This window comes from Campylobacter sp. CNRCH_2013_0898h, from assembly GCF_025772965.1.
GTDB lineage: Bacteria > Campylobacterota > Campylobacteria > Campylobacterales > Campylobacteraceae > Campylobacter_D > Campylobacter_D lari_D.
The window spans coordinates 18,043-36,358 of sequence record NZ_JAKMTD010000006.1 but is presented as its reverse complement, the minus strand read 5'-3'; the positions used below and the strand labels follow the sequence as shown (position 1 = coordinate 36,358).

Here is an 18,316-nt window from a genome sequence, read left to right as displayed (position 1 = left end):
CTTAGCCTTTAAACATTGATCTTAAATAATGAATCTGGAATTGTCTTATTATCCCCATAAGCATTATTTGTTCCATTTTGTTCAAACATTGTATTTAAAAGATTGTCGTAAAAATTTTTAATAATAAGAGCCAATTTAGCATATTCTTTATTTTTTTGATGTAAGGTGTTTAAATTTTGCTTTAAAAGAGCAAGTTTTTCTTTATCTTCATCATCTAAAAGTTCGTCTAAACCCTTATTGTTTCCTTGATTGCTAAGCTCTACTAAAGCCTTATCAAGATTTTTTTTAGCAATTTGAAAATCATTTACAAGTTTAGTTTTTTCTTCTACGCTTTTGCTAACATGTTGGTGATTAGCAGCTTGAATTTGAGCTATATCTTCTAAAGTAAGATTGATGAGTTTTTCTAAAATAGAATTTGTTTTGTCTAAGTGTTGTTTAACCATTTTTTATCCTTTCTTAGGCACTAACCCAAAAAAGGATAAAAATTATAATAAAGAATCTACTATTGCTTTTGAAGTGGCTTGCAAGTCTATTTTATACTCGCCATTCTTTATTTGTGAAGCAATAAAAGATGCCTTATTTTCTTCTACCTTTTGAGTTTCTTTTGCCTTGTTATTTTCTTTGTTTTCTGTTTTATTTATATCGCTAGTAGCAACTTGAGCCACATAGCTTTGATGTATAGGGTTTATCATTTTAAGCCTCCAGTTCTATTGAAAAACTCTAAGAACCATATCGACACTTAAAAAAATAACTTAACGCCTTTCTTTTAAATAATCAAATAATAATTTTGAAAAACCTAAACCACCACTTAATGCTTTACTCATAGTATCATTATACATAGATGAATAAATTTCATCACTTGCATCTTTTCCAAATAAAGAATTTTCTTGTTTTAAAGAAATATCCAAAACACTTTTGATTAAGAAAGCTTCAAAAGCATCGGTTTGTTCTTTTAAAGCTTTATCTTCATCATTTAATGCTTGTATATGAGTTAAATCATTTTTAAAAGCACTATCTGCATAGTTTTTAGCAGCCTTATAGCTATTATTATGCTTGGTAATGTTTTCATAAAGCTCACTGCTGTAATTTTTGCTCGCTAAATAATTATCAACTCTCATCATATCACCTCTAATTCAGCACTGATTGCACCAGCTCTTTTTAGATTTTGCATAATAGCTATGATATCATTTGGTGCTGCTCCAAGTTTATTTAACATTCTAGCTATGTTTGCCACTGTTGTTTTATTGTTTGTGATTTTTAAAGTATTAGATACAGGGTCTAAAATACCACCATCTTTCATATCAATTTCATTTTGTCCTAAAGCTACGGTATTGTTTGGATCAATTTTTATAGTAATATCTTTATGAGTAATTAATATAGGTTCAACTTCTATATTTACTCCCGCTACGATAGTTCCTGTTCTTTCATCAATAATCACTTTGCTTTCTGGGGTATAAGCTATATCTTGTTCTAATACTCTTGCCATAAATTCAACATGAGAAAATTCTTCAGGTTTTGTTAATTTTATAGTTCTAGAATCTAAAGCTTTTGCTATATCTGTGTCAAAAATAGTATTTAAAACTCTTTCTATATTATTAGCTGTTTTAAAATCTGCTTCTTTTAAGCTTAAAATCAAATCTTCACTTTGGCTAAAGTTTTGTGGAATTTCTCTTTCTACTACAGCGCCATTAATAACATTTGCTGAGGTTGAGTGTGTTCCTGCTGCACCCGGTCTTGGGCTAAGTCCACCTATAGCTAATGAACCTTGAGCTACTGCATAAATCTCTCCATCAACTCCTTTTAGAGCTGTCATAAGTAAGGTTCCACCTTGTAAAGATTTTGCATCACCTAAAGAAGCCACACTTACATCAAGCTTATCCCCACTTCTTGCAAAAGCAGGAAGCTTTGCTGTTACCATTACTGCTGCTGTATTTTTTGATTTTATATCGCCTGGGCTAACTTTTACATTCATACCCTGAAGCATATTTGAAATAGATTGTAGAGTAAATTCACTACTTGTACCATCTCCACTTCCGTTTAAGCCAACAACCAAACCATATCCTATAAGTTGGTTATCTCTAACACCTACTACATTAGTAAGTTCTTTAATAGTAGCTGCAAAAACGCTTAGATTTAATACCAAGCAAAATAGTAATATTCTCATCGATTCTTCCTTTAATCTATGCTATTTTCATAAAATTAAAGCAAAAAAAGTTCCAAATTTATATAAAGGAGTAAAAACTTAGAGTAGTTGAGCCAAATTTTTTTTCTTTAGTTTTCTCATAATCTTGTATTTTAGTTGGAGTTTTAAAAGTGCTGTGGTGTTCAATGATAATGATTTTTACATTTGAATTTTGTATATTTTCTATCAATTTTAAAGTTTTTTCATAAATATCAAAAAAACCTTCTCTAATATCAAATGGAGGATCAAGATATAAAATAATATCTTCTTTGGAATTTTGAATAATTTGAGGAGTTTTTTTAAAAGTATCATCATTAAAACAAAGAGTATTTTGATCAACACCAGAAGCGTTTTTTAAAGCTATTTCATAAGCCTTTTTATCTTTTTCTATGGCATAACTTTTTAAACAACCATTGCTTCTTGCTTCTAATGCCATTAAAGCACTTCCTCCAAAGGCCTCTATAAAAACCTTATCTTGCAAAGAAAAACGCAAAACATTAAAAACACATGATTTTACTATGCTTTTAGTGCTTCTTGTGGTATCTAGGCTAGGAAGTAAAATTTTTTTACCCTTATAAATTCCACTTTCTATGGTGGTGTAAATTTTTTGAGCTTGTTTTTTTGAGCTTGTTTTTTTATCCTCTTTGTAATTTTTTAAAAAATCTCTTACGCTTTGATATTCTTGTGTTTTATGCATTATTGCTTTCTTCTTTGATAAGATTTTTTAACTCTGTTTTATAAAGATCAAATATTGCATCGATTTTTTCATGACTTTCTTGGCGTAGTTGTTCTAAAATGGCTTCACATTTTTGATTCATAATTTTTTTCTCACGCATTGCTATTTTATAGGCAATATTTTGCAAGCTTGCATTGAAATCATTTAAAGCACATAGCAACTCTTCTATGTTAAAAGGGTGAGTTAAGAAATTTGATTTTTTGTTGATGATAAATTGTGGCTTTTGTGTGTTGATTTTTTCATCACAGACTAAAAAATCACAATCTTTTTTTAAAACTAAAAAATCTTTTAAAGCAATTTCTAAAGTTTTTTCTAAAATTAAATCCTTACATTCAAGAGCGATTTTCATTGACTAAACTCACTTTTAATTTGTGTTTTTTTAAAGTGTATGGTACTATACCTAGAGCTAAATTTGCAAGCTCTGCGAAACTTAAAATATAAAAATCTTCAAAATTTCTATTTGAAATTGCTTGTAATTCTTTAGAACACTTATCAAACATATAAAAAGAATAAAAATCTTCTACAACTAAAAAATCACAACCACTATCATAAGCATCTAAAATGATTGCTGCTGCACTTTTATAAGCTAATTGCGCATTTAAACTTAAGAATCCATAGCCACAACTCTTATATTTTCTTTCAAAATCAATTATATTTGCTTTAAGAATCTTAGCAAGTTCTAAAGAGCAATTAGCATGGGAAAATCCTTGATATACACCTATGTTAAATTTATCAAAAAAATATTTAATGTGTTCTGTTTTTAAGTATTTTAAAAAAAACTCTGGAGCGTATTTAATCTTATCGATTTTACTCATAATTTCATAAGAGCTATATTCGCAAGCTAAGATATTATTCTCATCCATCATTCTAGAATATTCATCTAAAATATCTTTAGGATCATAGTCAATAATAAAATAATTTTTACCCAAAGGTTTTTCGCATAATGTGCTTTCAACACCGACTGTATCTAAGACATTTTTGATAATATCAAAATAACAAAATAAATCATTATTGCTATTGGTATAAATTTTATACATTTTAATTCCTTAAAAAATACTTCTTGCAAGACCTGATTTTACAAGCATAACTTTTAATTCTTTGATGTAAGATTCATAGTCAAGCTCATTAGATGAAATAAAATTTTTGAATTTAGTATGATAATAAATTCCTTTTTCTTCATCTGCTATCAATTTTAAAAATTGTGGAGTTTTTTCTGGATATTTAAGTAGCATTTTATAGGCAAATATAAAGAAACTATCTCCTAGATATTCAGGTAGAAATTCTCTTACTTCGCTTGTATAATATAAAAAGTCATATTGCTTGTAAAGCTCTATATCATGTATGTCAATAAGTCCTTTAAAAAGCTCAAGTTTTTCTAAAAAATCACTCTTATCCATGATTAAGTCTTTAATAGCTCTTTTAGTATCGAGTGGTTCTATGATGAGTTCTTTTCCAAATCTTTCAATAATATTACTTAAATCTCTTCTTTGTCTAATGGTAACTTGATTAACTTTAATACAACTTTCTGGATTTTCTTCAAAATCAAAATATATATCATCTTTTTTAATCTGACTTAAAATATCATAAACACTTTTAAAATTTTTACTATCATAAACATATGGTTTATAATAAGCTAAATAATCACTATCTTTATCAAAACGAAAAATTCTTAAAGTTATTTGCATTTTTTATCCTTGGTATTATTTTTGATTATATACATTTTAAACTTATAAAAATTTGATTATTATATAAAATTAAAAGCTTTTTGTATAAAATATTCACATGGATAAAGAAAAATTTATTATAAATGCTTTTGCAAATTCTATCAACGGAGATGATGGAGCAATCATCGATGGATATTGTTATTCTAAAGATTTATTTTGTGAGGATGTGCATTTTAAACGATCTTGGATGAGTTTAGAGCAAATTGGCGCAAAAGCTATGCTCGTTAATATTTCTGATGCAATTGCTATGAATGCTACACCAAAATACGCTCTTTTGGGGCTTTCTTTACCAAAATGTTTAGAAATGAAACAAGTTAAAGCTTTGCAAAAAGGCTTGCTAGATAGCGCAAAAGAATTTGGGGTGCAAATTATAGGCGGAGATACTATAGCAGATAGGAAAATTAATATTAGTATAACTATTATTTCTAAAGTGAATAAAAGGGCTATTTTTAGAAAAGGTTTAAAAAAGGGAGATTTGCTTGCTTTTAGTGGGAAATTAGGTGAGAGTTTAAAAGGTTTAAATATACTATTTCGCGGTGGAAAATTACATTCTAAACATCGTTTTATAAAACCAAATTTAAGGCAGAAATTTTTTTATGATATAGCAAAAAAAGTCAGAGTAAGTATGGATATTTCAGATGGTTTAAATAAGGATCTATCGAGAATGCTCTTTATAAATCAACTTGGTATAAAATTTCTTAAAAAATTAGATAAATTTAGCTTAAATAGTGCAGAAGAGTATGAAATTTTATTTGCTTTTGATAAAAAACATAAAGTATTTATACAAAATATGGCTAAAAAACATAGAATTAAACTAAATATTTTTGCAAAAACAACAACAGGAAGGTATAAATTTTATGGAAGAGAACATCATTTTTAAGCCCTTATATACTTTAAAACACAGCCCGATAAATGTGTATTTTTCAAAAAATAGTAATGATTTTGTAGTAAGAGAAAAGCCTTTGTATGAATTTAGTGGTAAAGGTGAACATCTTATTTTACATATACAAAAAAAAGATCTAAGCACCAGTGAAGCTTTGAGAATTTTAAGTGAGCAAAGCGGTGTTAAAATGAGAGATTTTGGTTATAGTGGTTTAAAAGATAAACAAGGCTTAACTTTTCAATATATTTCTATGCCTAAAAAATTTGAAGAGGGCTTAAAAAATTTTAAACATGATAAGATGAAAATTTTAGAAAGTTTTTATCATGATAATAAACTTAGAATAGGGCATTTAAAAGGAAATTCATTTTTTATAAGATTAAAAAAAGTTTCAAAAGTAGATGCTTTAAAAATAGAACAAGCTTTCAAAAATATCCAAGAACAAGGTTTTGCTAATTATTTTGGATATCAGCGTTTTGGTAAATTTCAAGATAATTTTTTACAAGGACTAGAAATTTTAAAAGGTAAAAAAATCAAAAATAAAAAAATGCAAGAATTTTTAATTTCTGCCTTTCAAAGCGAACTTTTTAACAGATATTTGAGTAAAAGGGTGGAATTATCACATTTTATCAATGATTTTAGTGAAAAAGAAATAAAACAAATTTATGATTTAGATAAAGATGAAATCAAAAGTTTAAAAAATCAAAAGCAGTTTTTTAAGCTTTTAAAAGGTGAAGTTTTAGGGCATTATCCTTTTGGTAAATGCTTTGTATGTGAAGATTTGCCAAGTGAAGTAGAAAGATTTAATCAAAAAGATATTAGTTCTATGGGGCTTTTAATAGGCTCTAAAGCTTATGAAACAAATGAAGGTCTAGCTAAAAAATTAGAAGATGAGATTTTTTCTTTTGCATATGAGTTTAAAGATAAAATGCAAGGTTCAAGACGCTTTATGTGGTCTTATTTGCAAGATTGTAAAAGTCATTATGATGAAGAAAAAGCTCATTTTACTTTAGAATTTTTCTTGCAAAAAGGTTCATATGCTACAGTGATTTTAGAAGAGATTTTACATGCAGATATTTTTGATCAAACCTATAATACATAATTTTAAAAATTGATATTGAGTATCAGTTAAAATTTATCTTTTATAAATTATAATAACAATTATCATTTTTATAAAAGGAAAGCTCAATGTCAGTTTTGGTTATAGGTGCAGATGAAATTACTCCAATTAAGGCAGTTTTGACAAATTTAGGCGCAAAAAGTATAGAGCATTGGGATGCTAGAAATGAAAATAGGGTAAATAGAAAACCCATTCCACAAAATACTGAATGCATAGTTATGCTTACTAGTTTTTTAAATCACAACACCATGAAAAAAATTAAAACAGAGGCAAAAAAACGCAATATACCTTTGGTTTGCGCTAAACGCAGTGTGAGTTGTGTATATTGTGAATATTGTAAGGTTTTTGGTCTTGATCAAACTTATGAATGTACAAAGAAGGCATAACATGTTTGGTTTTAATAACAAAGAGGATTTGGTACCTAAAATATTTAGAGATTTAGAACAAGAAAATATTAATTTTATTTTTTTGAATTTGTATAATTCTTTGGTGGAAAATGATCTAAAAATACCTTATATTTATGCAAAAAAAGCTACTAGTTTAAGAAATATTTTTGAGTTAAAAATCCAAAATATGATCACAGAAAGGGTTTTGAAATTTAGTAAAATAAAACAATTTTGTCCATATTCTCATAAAATCATCAAAGCATATAAAGAAGGAAATTTAAATAAATTACAGCTTGAAGCAAAGATGCCAAAATATGCTTTAGCTAGATTAATACAAAATGTGTTTATGTCATCAAATTTTATCTTAGATCCACAGGTGGCTTTTGAGTCTTTTGTGTATGATAAAATTTGTAAAAGCAATGTAAAGGCTAGGGTAGATATTCAAGAAAATATCATTATTATCAATGATAAAATGGCTATTATGCCTTCTTTTTTTGAAGATAATAAAAAGGATATAAATTTAGCTTTGCAAATTATCAAAAAAAATGTTTTTGAAATATTTTATATTGTGTATCCAAGAAATAAAAATTTTACTCAACATAAAGAAATAAGACATAATTTATGTGAAAATAACAAAACTTTGCTAAAATTAGTTCCCTATACTATTAATAATCAAATTTTAAGGAGATGTTAAATGTCAGTAGCAGTAATTTATGGTAGCTCTATGGGAAATACTGAAGGTGCGGCAAATATGATCGCTCAAAAATTAGGAATTTCAGATGTGTTAAATATTGCAGATATTAATGCAGAAAAAATCAATTCTTATGATAAATTAATCTGCGGAACTTCTACTTGGGGAAGTGGAGATTTTCAAGATGATTGGGATAGTTTTGATTTTTCAGCTTTAAATCTTAGTGGAAAAACCGTTGCAGTTTTTGGTATGGGAGATAGTGAAAGCTACTCAGATACATATTGTAGTGCTATGGGAAAACTTGCTCAGGCTTTAAAAGCAGCAGGTGCAAATTTAGTAGGTTCAGTTTCTACAGGTGGTTATACTTTTGAATCAAGTGATGCGGTAGAAGGAGATAAATTTGTAGGGCTTGCATTAGATAATGATAACCATGAGGATTTAACCGAAAGTAGAATTGATGCTTGGTTAGAACAAATTAAACCTTCTTTTTCTTAAATCTAGATGCCAAAAAGGCATCTTTAAAATTTTCTTTTTTTTGTTTCACTTAATATATCTTGTGCTAAAGAATCTACTTCATTTGCAATAGCATTTGTATGTATTGCTGTTTGAGAATTTTGTTGTGTAAGTTTTTCTATAGTAGCCACTGACTCATTAATTTGGCTAATATCATTAGCTTCTTCCTTTATAGCTTCGCCCATATCATTTATAGACTGGGCTAAGATATTAGTATTAGCTTCAATCTCACCTAAAGACTTTTGAGTTCTTTCTGCTAAGTTTCTAACTTCATCAGCAACAACAGCAAAGCCTCTACCATGTTCTCCTGCACGAGCTGCTTCAATAGCTGCATTTAATGCAAGTAGATTAATTTGATCAGCAATATCTGAAATCATAGTGGTAACACTTTTAATATCATTACTTTGTTTAACTACATCTTGTGCTTTGATAGAAATTTCACTCATAGTTGAATTCATTTGCTCTAAAGCTCTTGCACTTTCTTGTAATGATGAGGTTTGATGTGTGGCATCATTTGTAAGTTCATGCATACTTTGTTTGAGTGCTTCGGCTTTTTGATTTAATAACTCACCTTGGTTTAGTGATTTTGAAAGCATGTTTTTAATTTCATTCCCAAGGGCATTGATTGCTTTTTCAACATCGCCTTTTGGGGTATTAATAGCTGCAGTAAAATCTAATTGTTTATAACTATCAAATACCGCTTGAATTTCGTTTAAATTATTACCAATTTTTTGTTGTAAAGTATCAAGCATTTTATTTAAAACATCTATGAGTTCTTGAATTTGTGGATTGTTAGCATGAGAGCTAATGTGTAAATTAAGCTCACCTGTTTCTATTTTTCTAGCAACATTTACAGATTCTTCAATAGCTTTTGCATCTTTACTTAAAGCCTCTTTGATAATATTAATATTTTCATTAATCTCATCAGCCATTTTCCCAAATTCATCTTGAGTTTTTAGTTTAATAGGGTGTGAATGAATGTCTTTATGATTTAAGTAGTTAAAGAAATTATGCAAGCCCGAAGATATAATAGCAATTGGCTTAAGATTATAAGAAATGATTATTCTAATAAAAATCAAAGTAATAAAAATAGCAATTAAGGAAATAATAATTTGTTCCATCAATGTTTGTTTGGCTGTATCGCTGTAAAAATCATAATCAGCTATAGAGCAAATAGTATATTTTGGATTGATACTACCATTACAAATTAAAGCTTTGATCCCTTCTTCTTTAGTTTGAATTTTGAAAATATCCCTAGAAAGACTTTTGTTTGCACCTTCAGTTGTTTTGAAATAATTTGAAATAATATCTTTACTAATATTAGTTGAGGTTAAGATTTTGGAAGAATCGGTATGAAAAAGATAAGTTCCATCATCAGCTAAAACAGCAGCATGTGAATAAGGTGTTTTACCTATAGCCAAAACTTCTTCTGAGAATTTTTTCAAATCATAATCAGCAGCAACTACACCTATAACTTCTCCATTGTCTATAATAGGACTAGCATAAGAAATGGTTGGTTTTTGCATACTAGATGATATGTAAGGATCTGTGACAATTAATTCTCTTTTTTCCTTAGCTTCTTTATACCATCCTCTAGATCTAGGATCATAACCACTTTCTGGAGTTTGATTATTGCCATTTGATCTAAATATAGTTCCATCTTCAAAACCCACATAGGTTAAATCAAAACCCAAAGAATTTCCTATAGAATTTAATAAACTAGTATATTGTGTTGAATTTAGATTATTTTTATTTTCTTTGATGTATTTTGTTAAAGAATTGATCACATTGCGTCTATCGCTTGCGTATAAATCAAATCTTTTACTCACATCAAAAGCAACCTTTTGTTGAAACTGAACTAACAGTGTATGGCTATTGGATTTAGATTTAACATAATTAAAAAAACCCAAAACACATAGCAAAACTACAACAAAAATACAAACTAAGAAAGCTATTTTGTTGGAAAAATTACCTAGTAGGTATTTCTTAATAGAAGAGAGCATTTTTTCTCCTTGATAAAGTCAATATTTGACTTTATGATTATGATAGTTTGTATTATTTTATTAAAAAAATATTTAAAAAATTATAAAAAAATTAATTTTTATTAAAAAATATTATATTTTTAGGATATTTTTAAATAAAAAATTCTAATTTTTTAGAAAGTAGAATTTTATTATCAGTATATTTTGCCCATTGTATATTTAGAGCAAAAATACAAGCTTTTGCAAGTTTTGCAAAGGGAAATTTTTCATAATATATTTTTTCTTGTTCTGCGGTAGCTTTTCTAAAAATAGCTTTAATTTGTACTCCTTTAATAAGATTGATAATATTTGTATCTAGTGCTATATTAACTCCTACTTTTGGATTTTTATAAGAAAGCTGAATGTGTCTAGTATGTTCTTCGCTAGCAAAAATCAATGCAAGATTTTTATCATCAAAAGCATAATAGCAACTTGCGCAATATATTTCATCATTATCTTGCACGCTCAAGGTTAAGAGTTTTTGAGAATGAATGAATTTTTTAATTCTCTCATCCATTATTTTTAGCTTCTAAATTTAAGATCTTTTGGTAACTTAAATGAGTTAAAAAAATTACATAAAATACTTGTAAAAATAGTCCAAGTAAAGGAATGCTTGATAAAATAAAAAATATTAAAGTACTTATTTTAAAGTTCAAAGGTGAAGAGTTCTTATAAAAATTATTAAAAGAATTTTTATCCAAGACATTGCTTAATACATCTAAGAGTAAAAGTTTATGAAATAAATAATAAAAAACTCCATAATAAATCACAATACTTATAAAAGGTATGATTAGTAAAAAAGTAGCGATTATAAATAATACGCAAAAAGTCAATATAAATTTAAATGTTTTGAGTAAAACTTCTAAAGAATTTACTTCTTTTTGTATGAAATAGTTGTAGTATTTTTGATTTATTTTTTTTACTATATAAGGCGTTAAAAAAGAAATAATTAGCATGGATAAAAATACTGAGGCAAAAACTACTATGAAAAATCCACCTATGGCACTCAAAAATGTAAGTGAAAATTGTACTATGGAAAAGCTAAAAAACCAAGCCATGAAAGTTCCGCTAATGACATCTTCAATATAAGAAAAAAAGATATCATAGGTGTAGAATACAAGCAAGGCTAAAATAATTAAACTAACAAAAAAAGGCAAAAAAGAAAATTTTAAAAAAGGTTTACTAAAAAAATTTTGCAAGCTTAGATATAAAATATTCATTTTAATTCATCGTAATAATTTTGAAGTTTTTTGTAAATTTCTTTATAATCTAAGGTTTCTTTTAAAATTTGATTTAAAACTTCATTATCTTCTACACCATTCCATGTTTTTTTATATGTGCCTTCTTTATAGCCATTTTCTTGTCTGAATTGATTTAAAATATTTTTTCCAATATATGTTTTGTAAAGTTTAAAGAAATTTAAGCCACATTTTCTAGCTAGAATAAAATAGACACTTAAAAGCTCACCTAAATCATAATCAAATCCACTGCATTTATGGATAATAAGCTCAATATCATTTAAAATTCCATAAATATCTGCTTCATTTGGATTAGAAGTTTCTTTGCAAAAATCATCAAAAAAACTTACAGAAGAAACTTCTTCTGCTATGAAATTTTTATCATTAATTTGTTTTTCTTTGTATTCTTCTAAAATTAAACTCAAGATAAAATGCCATATATCTACTATTTCAATACATACATTATCCCAGTTTGCAGGAGTGTGTATACTTTTCCAATGCTTCCAAGCAAAAGAATCAATAAGTTCAGCACACTCCATATAAATGCATCTTCTAAAGCTAATTAATTTACCTTCTTTGGTATAGCCATTTTCCCATCCTATACCATTAGTATCATCATTTAATTTTTGCTGGAGTTCTAGCATGCTTTTTAAAATATCTTTTACTTGCATTTATTTTCCTTCTTAAGCGTAAAATCCAAATTCTTTATTATTTTCTTCTTCTTTTTTCTTTTCTTGATTATTATATTGCTTCCAAATTTCTTCTAATAATTTAGCACTATCTTGGAAAATCTGTTTTTTAATATCTTCAAGATCAGTTTTTGTCATTTCTTTATTTAAACTTTTATCCATAATATTAAATAACTCATGCAAGGTTGCTTTTTTATGCTCTTCATTTTTTGGTATAGGCAGAGCATCGCCAATTTTCATCGCAGTGGTGATAAGCTCTTTTGGCTTTAAGGTTCCTACTCTTGAGTTTTTCATAAATTCATCAATTTGAGGCTGTACTTTGGCTACTGCTTCTTTAATTTCTTCAATTTCTTCTTGCGAAAGTTTTGTGCCACTATATGAAAACGAAAAACCAAATTGATTTCTTAAACTCAAAGATGCTGAATTTCCATCTTTATCTAATTTTGCTTCTTTTTTATCGTACATAGAAAAAGAAAGATGATTGCCGTTTTTTGTTTTTATATCCATAGAAAAATTTTGAGAGTTGTAGCTAGAAATTTGCATAATGTTCCTTTCAAATCAAGATAAAGTTATATCGTCAAAATAACTAAATCTTAAATAAATTTGCAAAGTTTTTAAGCTTTGCAAATTTCAAATACTAGGGAGATAAATATTTTATCATTAAGTCTTTAAACACTCGTTAAATCCCAAAATAATTTTAGTATTTTTTCATTATTTGAGTGTATTAAAATTTGTTTTTTGTTATGTATATTTTTACATGCTTTTAAAGCCTGTTTTAAATTTTCTTTTAAAGAAAAAATCAATCCAAAAGCAATAGCTTCTTTATCTAAACCACCTAAAATATAAATCAAAGGCATACGCATTGATTTAGAAATATCAAGCTTTGCTTGTTCATTAATGGTAGTTTTAAAATCAAATTTGCTAGGATGTTTGAACTTATAAGCTAAAGCAAGATCTAAAAACTCATCTAAATGGCTTAATTCTTTTCCGCTAATAAAAGGATATATAAAATAAAATAAATCTAAGATATTATTGCTAATTTTGCTTTCATTATTATAATTTTCTTGTATAAAATTATAATATGTTTTAAATTGCTCTTGGTAATTTTGCACTAAAGTCATAGCCATTTTAGTTTTTGCAAAATTATTTAAAAAAACTTTAGGATTAGTTTCAAAACTAAAGTCTAAAAAATTAATCTTTGTGTCATTTTGATAAAAAATTCCACTAATATTGTTTTCTAAATCTAACAAAATATTATCTGAATTAAGCTCATTGTTAGAGCTATTATGGACTATTTTATTATCCAATATAATAGAAAAATTATTATAAGCAAATTTATTGCTCATAGGTTTTTCATAAAAACCAAAATCATCCCAAAAATTCTCTTCACTACAGGCAATACAGCCATGTCCTGCAGCTACTGGCCAAGAGGTTTTGGAGTTAAATTTAACCTTAGGGCAATTATTATAAGCATAAGGTCCTTTACAACCTACTTTAAAAAGACAATAACCTTGTTTTATATTTTCATCGTTAAAACTTTGAGCAAAATTACCTGCTTCAAATTTAGCTTTTCTTTCACATAAATCATGCAAACATTTACCATAAAAAGCCAAAGGTCTATTTTGTTCATCTAAAGCCATGTCTTGTTCAAATAATATATAAAAGCAAAGCGCTGCGATGATATTTACATCACTTGGAGGACAACCTGGTATATTGATTACTTTTTTTTTCAAGACTTTGGAAATTCCTATGCTTTTGGTAGGGTTTGGATGTGCAGCTTGAATTCCTCCATAGCTTGAGCAAGTTCCCATAGCAAAGATTGTTTTAGCATTTTTGGCACATTTTTGTAAAATTTCATATCCATTTTCACCATGTGCTCCTATAGTTAGATAAAAAGGATCTATAGGACAAACCCCGCCTTCAACGGCCAAAAGAAAATCTTTTTTTTCTAAAACTTCCTCTAAATGCGATTCTGCTTGGTGTCCGCTTGCACTCATAAAGGTTTCATGATATTCTAAAGAAATGAAATCAAAAATCAGATCTAAAAAGTCAGGCAATGAAGTTCTAAGCAAACTCTCACTACACCCTGTGCATTCACTTAAATGAAGCCATATGAGACTAGGTGGGGTGTGAAGTTGAAAATATCTATGTGCTAAAGGGCCAAAATCATTTGGCAAACCTAAAATTTTAATGATGGAATTTACAGCTTCTAATGAGATATTTTTCTCTTCTTTGTGCGAGTTTTCTAATAGAGCGATTTTATGCTCTAATATGCTTTTTAATTCTTCATTGCTTAAAGACATTTTTTAACCTTTGGTTGTTTGTATCATATTTAAAAAATCACTTGCATTTAATGCAGCTGAACCTATTAACACTCCATCGCAATTTTTTAAAGCACAAATTTCTTTAATATTGTTTTGATTAACACTTCCGCCATATAAAAGCTTAGCTTCGCTAAATTCTCTTAAAAAATTAAGTATAGTGTTAATATCATCAAGATTAGCACTAACTCCTGTGCCTATAGAATAAATAGGCTCATAAGCTATGATAAGTTTTTTATAAGATAAATCAATATTTTCAATTTGTTTTTTTAAAAAATCCAAGCTTTTATTAGTATTTTTGGTTTCTAAACTTTCGCCTATGCAATAAATGATATTAAAATCAAGATTTTTTGCAAAGTCAAATTTAGCCCTTAAAAAGCTTTCATTTTCACTTAAAGCTCTCCTTTCAGAGTGGCCTATTAAAACGCTTTTGATATTAAATTCTTCTAAGTGAATTTTACCTATTTCTCCGGTATATGCTCCATTTTCACAAGGGTAGAAATTCTGCGCGCCTTGCTGAAATGAAAAATTGTCTTTTAAGAAAGCTATGCTAGGAGGGAAGATGAAAATTTCATCTTCTTTGTTTAAATTTTGATTTAATTCTTGAGCATAAAGTTCAAAGCTTGATCTTGTATGATTACACTTTAAATTTGCTGCAAAAATCATTCATTATCCTTTATGGTCAAAGGTTTTACACCAGGAAGTTCTTTTCCTTCTATAAGCTCTAATGATGCTCCACCACCGGTTGAAATGAAAGTCATCTCATCAGCATCACCTGCTCTTGCTACAACATCAGCAGTATCACCACCACCTATTACAGTTGTTGCGTGAGATTCACTAATATAATGGCTCATTTTAATGCTACCTTTTGAGAATTTATCGATTTCAAAAACCCCCATAGGCCCATTCCACCATATAGTTTGAGCATCAGAAAGTGCCTCTTTAAATAATCTTACGCTAGCAGGACCTATATCAAGTCCCATCCAACCTGCAGGAATTTCTTGCACAGGGGTGTATTTCATCACTGCCTCTTGAGAGCAAGTTTGCGCTGCTGTAATATCCACAGGAAGATAAATTTTTACACCTAGATTTTTACCTTTGAGTAAGATTTTATTTGCTTCTTCAATTAAATCTTCTTCTAAAAGAGAATTTCCTATATCATAACCTTGAGCTTTTAAGAAAGTAAAGGCCATACCTCCACCTATGATTAATTTATCTACTTTTGGAAGTAAGTTAGTCAAAGCTTGTAATTTCCCACTTACTTTAGAACCACCTACTACGGCCACAAAAGGACGCGCAGGGTGTTTGATAAGATTGCTTGCAAACTCAATTTCTTTTTGGAGTAAAAATCCCGCACCCTTGTTTGTATTATCAAAGTATTTTGTAATAGCTTCAACGCTAGCATGGGCTCTATGACAAACCCCAAAAGCATCATTAATATAAACATCAGCCATAGAAGCAAGTTCTTTGGCTAAATTTTCATCATTCTTAGTTTCACCCTTTTCAAAGCGTAAATTTTCTAAAAGCAAAATTTCACTTGATTTTAATTCGCTAGCTTTTTTCTTTGCATCTTCACCTATAACATCTTTAGCCATGATGACTTCTTTAGCCATTAAGCGTGCAAGTCTTTTTGCAACTGGTTCTAAAGAGTATTTTGAAGCTATTTCTTTTGGACGCCCTAAATGTGAAGCTAAAATAACTGCACAGCCATTATCTAAACAATACCTTATAGTAGGGATGGCCGAGCGAATACGACGATCGTCGGTGATATTTAAAAACTCATCTTGAGGAACATTAAAATCACATCTTATAAATACTTTTTTCTTTGCAAGATCAATATCTTTAATCGATAAAATACTACTCATCTTAAGCCTTTGCTATAAATACTGCCATATCTACTAAACGAGAAGAATAACCCCATTCATTATCATACCAAGCAACCACTTTAACAAAATCATCACAAATTACTTGAGTTAAATCACTTGCTACAATTGCACCATAAGAACAAGTTATAAAATCACTTGAAACTCTTTCTTCATCATCAACTAATAATATGCCTTTTAAATTACTAGCAGCTGCTTTTCTAAAGGCTTCATTGATTTCTTCTTTACTTACTTTTTTCTTTAAAGTTGCAGTTAAATCTACAGTTGATACATCAGCTACAGGCACACGCATGCTTTGACCATGTAATTTTCCATCAAGTTCAGGCATAACAAGCTTCATAGCTTTTGCTGCACCGGTAGAAGTAGGGATGATATTTTGTGCAGCAGCGCGTGATCTTCTTTTATCTCTTGCTTTTGCATCAATAATACTTTGACCATTGGTGTAAGCATGTATAGTAGTCATTAAACCTTTTTCTATGCCAAAATTATCTTGCAAAACTCTACAAATTGGTCCTAGGCAGTTGGTGGTACAACTTGCATTTGAGATGATATTTTCGCCTTTGTATTCATGTGCATTTACTCCTAAAACATAGGTTGGAGTTTTATCTTTTGCAGGTGCACTCATGATGACTTTTTGCACCCCATGATCTAAAAATCCTTGACATTTTTCCATAGTTAAGTGTGCACCGGTACACTCTAAAACAATTTGTGCGCCATATTTTGCAAAGTCCAAATCTGCTACATTTCTACTTTTTAAAACTTTTATTTTTTTATTATCAATTATTAAATCATCATTTTCATTTTCAACACTACCATCATATACCCCATGAACGGTGTCGTATTTAAAAAGATATTTTGTGAGTTCAATATCAGTAGTATCATTAATCGCTACAAGTTCTATATCATCGCGTTTCATGATAATTCTTGCAACACATCTTCCAATGCGTCCAAAGCCATTTATTGCAACTTTTACAGCCATTTTCATTTCCTTTTTATGATTAAGTAGATAAAATTCTACTAAAAAAAGGTTAAATTTTAATGAAAATCGCACTTTTTGGCGGTAGTTTTGATCCGCCTCATTTAGGTCATAATGCTATAGTCTTAAATGCATTAGAAAATTTAGAGCTTGATAAGCTCATTATTATGCCTACTTTTATTAGTCTTTTTAAACAAGAATTTACTGCAGATGAACAAAGACGCTTAAAATGGTGCAAGGAAATTTGGGAAAGCTTAATAAAAGTTGAAATTTGTGATTTTGAAATAAAAAAGCAAAGACCTGTGCCTAGTATAGAAAGTGTTGAATTTTTATATAAGCAATATGAAATTTCAAAATTTTATCTTATTTTAGGAGCTGATCATTTGCAAAGTCTTGAAAAATGGCATGAATTTGAAAGATTGCAAAATTTGGTAGAATTTGTTATAGCTAAAAGAGATCATATTTTTATACCAAAACATTTTAAAACTTTAGATACTAAAGTAAATATCTCTTCATCTTTTATAAGACAAACTTTACAAACAACGCAAGTTTGTGAGCAAATCAAAGAAGAAGTTAAGCTTTATTATTCTAAATTTAAAAATATTTAACAAAAGGAAAACAATGCAAGAAAGAATTAATAATATAGTGCAGATTTTAGATGATAAAAAGGCAGATTTAATAGAAAGCTTTGATATGCAAGATAAGGATTATTTTGTTAAATTTGTAGTGATTGCTACTACTATGGGGGAAAGACACGCGCTTTCTTTGATTGATGATTTAAAAACTAATCTTAAAAGCAAGGGTGAGGAGTTTTTAAATATAGAAAGTAGTGAAGAATGGACTGTGCTTGATTTAGGAGATATTTTGATTCACTTAATGAGTGAAACTTATAGAACAAAATATAATATAGAAGAATTTTTGAAAAGTTTAAATAAAGAAAATCAAAACTAGGGTTA

At 28.4% G+C, this 18,316-nt stretch carries 24 protein-coding genes and 1 pseudogene; 7 read left to right on the top strand and 18 right to left on the bottom strand.

Features of this window, described 5'->3' with window-relative positions:
- Positions 1–8 precede the first annotated feature (8 nt).
- The 8 genes from flgN to L8X50_RS04615 are packed head-to-tail and all read right to left on the bottom strand — an operon-like array spanning position 9 to position 4,603.
- Positions 9–443 carry a flagellar export chaperone FlgN gene (flgN, locus tag L8X50_RS04650; protein WP_133319375.1) on the bottom strand — a complete coding sequence of 145 codons (435 nt, stop codon included), beginning with the start codon at positions 441–443 and terminating at the stop codon, positions 9–11.
- 42 nt (positions 444–485) lie between these two features.
- The gene (locus L8X50_RS04645; protein ID WP_133319374.1) at positions 486–692 is read right to left on the bottom strand and encodes a flagellar biosynthesis anti-sigma factor FlgM; all 207 of its coding nucleotides are present in this window, start codon (positions 690–692) and stop codon (positions 486–488) included.
- Between the two features lie 60 nt (positions 693–752).
- Complete coding sequence (locus L8X50_RS04640; protein WP_207921002.1) at positions 753–1,118, bottom strand: rod-binding protein; 366 nt, start codon at positions 1,116–1,118, stop codon at positions 753–755.
- Positions 1,118–2,164 (bottom strand): flagellar basal body P-ring protein FlgI, encoded by a 1,047-nt coding sequence (locus L8X50_RS04635; protein ID WP_263660510.1) that lies wholly within the window; start codon positions 2,162–2,164, stop codon positions 1,118–1,120. Before L8X50_RS04635 ends, L8X50_RS04640 begins: the two co-directional genes overlap by 1 nt.
- 58 nt (positions 2,165–2,222) lie before the next feature.
- Positions 2,223–2,879 carry an RsmD family RNA methyltransferase gene (locus L8X50_RS04630; protein ID WP_133319372.1) on the bottom strand — a complete coding sequence of 219 codons (657 nt, stop codon included), beginning with the start codon at positions 2,877–2,879 and terminating at the stop codon, positions 2,223–2,225.
- The gene (locus L8X50_RS04625) at positions 2,872–3,267 is read right to left on the bottom strand and encodes an ornithine carbamoyltransferase (protein WP_133319371.1); all 396 of its coding nucleotides are present in this window, start codon (positions 3,265–3,267) and stop codon (positions 2,872–2,874) included. Before L8X50_RS04625 ends, L8X50_RS04630 begins: the two co-directional genes overlap by 8 nt.
- Positions 3,251–3,955 carry a hypothetical protein gene (locus L8X50_RS04620; protein ID WP_220566453.1) on the bottom strand — a complete coding sequence of 235 codons (705 nt, stop codon included), beginning with the start codon at positions 3,953–3,955 and terminating at the stop codon, positions 3,251–3,253. Before L8X50_RS04620 ends, L8X50_RS04625 begins: the two co-directional genes overlap by 17 nt.
- 9 nt (positions 3,956–3,964) lie before the next feature.
- On the bottom strand, positions 3,965–4,603 hold the full coding sequence (locus L8X50_RS04615) for a DUF5644 domain-containing protein (protein ID WP_133319369.1): 639 nt from the start codon (positions 4,601–4,603) through the stop codon (positions 3,965–3,967).
- Positions 4,604–4,700: 97 nt separating this feature from the next.
- Here L8X50_RS04615 and L8X50_RS04610 point away from each other — a divergent pair, with 97 nt between their 5' ends.
- From L8X50_RS04610 to fldA, 5 genes are all read left to right on the top strand, one after another.
- The gene (locus L8X50_RS04610; protein ID WP_263660509.1) at positions 4,701–5,522 is read left to right on the top strand and encodes a thiamine-phosphate kinase; all 822 of its coding nucleotides are present in this window, start codon (positions 4,701–4,703) and stop codon (positions 5,520–5,522) included.
- Positions 5,491–6,624, top strand: coding sequence for a tRNA pseudouridine(13) synthase TruD (gene truD, locus L8X50_RS04605; protein WP_263660558.1), 1,134 nt, complete (start codon positions 5,491–5,493; stop codon positions 6,622–6,624). Before L8X50_RS04610 ends, truD begins: the two co-directional genes overlap by 32 nt.
- A gap of 86 nt (positions 6,625–6,710) precedes the next feature.
- Positions 6,711–7,028: a DUF2325 domain-containing protein gene (locus L8X50_RS04600; RefSeq protein WP_039666680.1), complete on the top strand. Its 318-nt coding sequence runs from the start codon at positions 6,711–6,713 to the stop codon at positions 7,026–7,028.
- A 1-nt stretch (position 7,029) separates the two neighbouring features.
- Positions 7,030–7,722 (top strand): hypothetical protein, encoded by a 693-nt coding sequence (locus L8X50_RS04595; protein ID WP_133319366.1) that lies wholly within the window; start codon positions 7,030–7,032, stop codon positions 7,720–7,722.
- A complete protein-coding gene (gene fldA, locus L8X50_RS04590; RefSeq protein WP_133319365.1) occupies positions 7,723–8,214 on the top strand; it encodes a flavodoxin FldA in 492 nt (163 codons plus the stop codon). It begins immediately after the preceding gene.
- A gap of 23 nt (positions 8,215–8,237) precedes the next feature.
- Here the strand turns inward: fldA and L8X50_RS08335 are convergent, their stop codons facing one another.
- The 10 genes and pseudogenes from L8X50_RS08335 to gap form a co-directional block, all read right to left on the bottom strand.
- On the bottom strand, positions 8,238–8,762 hold the full coding sequence (locus tag L8X50_RS08335; RefSeq protein ID WP_393921402.1) for a methyl-accepting chemotaxis protein: 525 nt from the start codon (positions 8,760–8,762) through the stop codon (positions 8,238–8,240).
- 801 nt (positions 8,763–9,563) lie between these two features.
- Positions 9,564–10,235, bottom strand: a pseudogene (locus L8X50_RS08330) (cache domain-containing protein); the annotation flags it as partial.
- A gap of 130 nt (positions 10,236–10,365) precedes the next feature.
- Complete coding sequence (locus tag L8X50_RS04580) at positions 10,366–10,770, bottom strand: hypothetical protein (protein WP_263660507.1); 405 nt, start codon at positions 10,768–10,770, stop codon at positions 10,366–10,368.
- On the bottom strand, positions 10,763–11,473 hold the full coding sequence (locus tag L8X50_RS04575) for an EI24 domain-containing protein (protein WP_133319362.1): 711 nt from the start codon (positions 11,471–11,473) through the stop codon (positions 10,763–10,765). The genes L8X50_RS04580 and L8X50_RS04575 overlap by 8 nt, the downstream gene beginning before the upstream one ends.
- A complete protein-coding gene (locus L8X50_RS04570; RefSeq protein WP_133319361.1) occupies positions 11,470–12,162 on the bottom strand; it encodes a dUTP diphosphatase in 693 nt (230 codons plus the stop codon). The genes L8X50_RS04575 and L8X50_RS04570 overlap by 4 nt, the downstream gene beginning before the upstream one ends.
- A gap of 12 nt (positions 12,163–12,174) precedes the next feature.
- Positions 12,175–12,723: an ATP-binding protein gene (locus tag L8X50_RS04565; protein WP_133319360.1), complete on the bottom strand. Its 549-nt coding sequence runs from the start codon at positions 12,721–12,723 to the stop codon at positions 12,175–12,177.
- 125 nt (positions 12,724–12,848) lie between these two features.
- On the bottom strand, positions 12,849–14,483 hold the full coding sequence (locus L8X50_RS04560) for a hydrogenase small subunit (protein ID WP_263660506.1): 1,635 nt from the start codon (positions 14,481–14,483) through the stop codon (positions 12,849–12,851).
- 3 nt (positions 14,484–14,486) lie between these two features.
- A complete protein-coding gene (locus L8X50_RS04555; RefSeq protein ID WP_263660505.1) occupies positions 14,487–15,167 on the bottom strand; it encodes a triose-phosphate isomerase in 681 nt (226 codons plus the stop codon).
- Positions 15,164–16,366 carry a phosphoglycerate kinase gene (locus L8X50_RS04550; RefSeq protein ID WP_263660504.1) on the bottom strand — a complete coding sequence of 401 codons (1,203 nt, stop codon included), beginning with the start codon at positions 16,364–16,366 and terminating at the stop codon, positions 15,164–15,166. Before L8X50_RS04550 ends, L8X50_RS04555 begins: the two co-directional genes overlap by 4 nt.
- A gap of 1 nt (position 16,367) precedes the next feature.
- Entirely contained in the window at positions 16,368–17,363 is a 996-nt protein-coding gene (gene gap, locus L8X50_RS04545) for a type I glyceraldehyde-3-phosphate dehydrogenase (protein ID WP_220566300.1), read from the bottom strand.
- Positions 17,364–17,422: 59 nt separating this feature from the next.
- Here gap and nadD point away from each other — a divergent pair, with 59 nt between their 5' ends.
- Together nadD and rsfS are read left to right on the top strand one after the other, a co-directional pair.
- Positions 17,423–17,968, top strand: coding sequence for a nicotinate (nicotinamide) nucleotide adenylyltransferase (gene nadD / locus L8X50_RS04540; RefSeq protein WP_263660503.1), 546 nt, complete (start codon positions 17,423–17,425; stop codon positions 17,966–17,968).
- Positions 17,969–17,981: 13 nt separating this feature from the next.
- Positions 17,982–18,311, top strand: a complete 330-nt coding sequence (gene rsfS, locus L8X50_RS04535) for a ribosome silencing factor (RefSeq protein WP_133319354.1) — start codon at positions 17,982–17,984, stop codon at positions 18,309–18,311.
- The last annotated feature ends 5 nt before the right edge of the window (positions 18,312–18,316 follow it).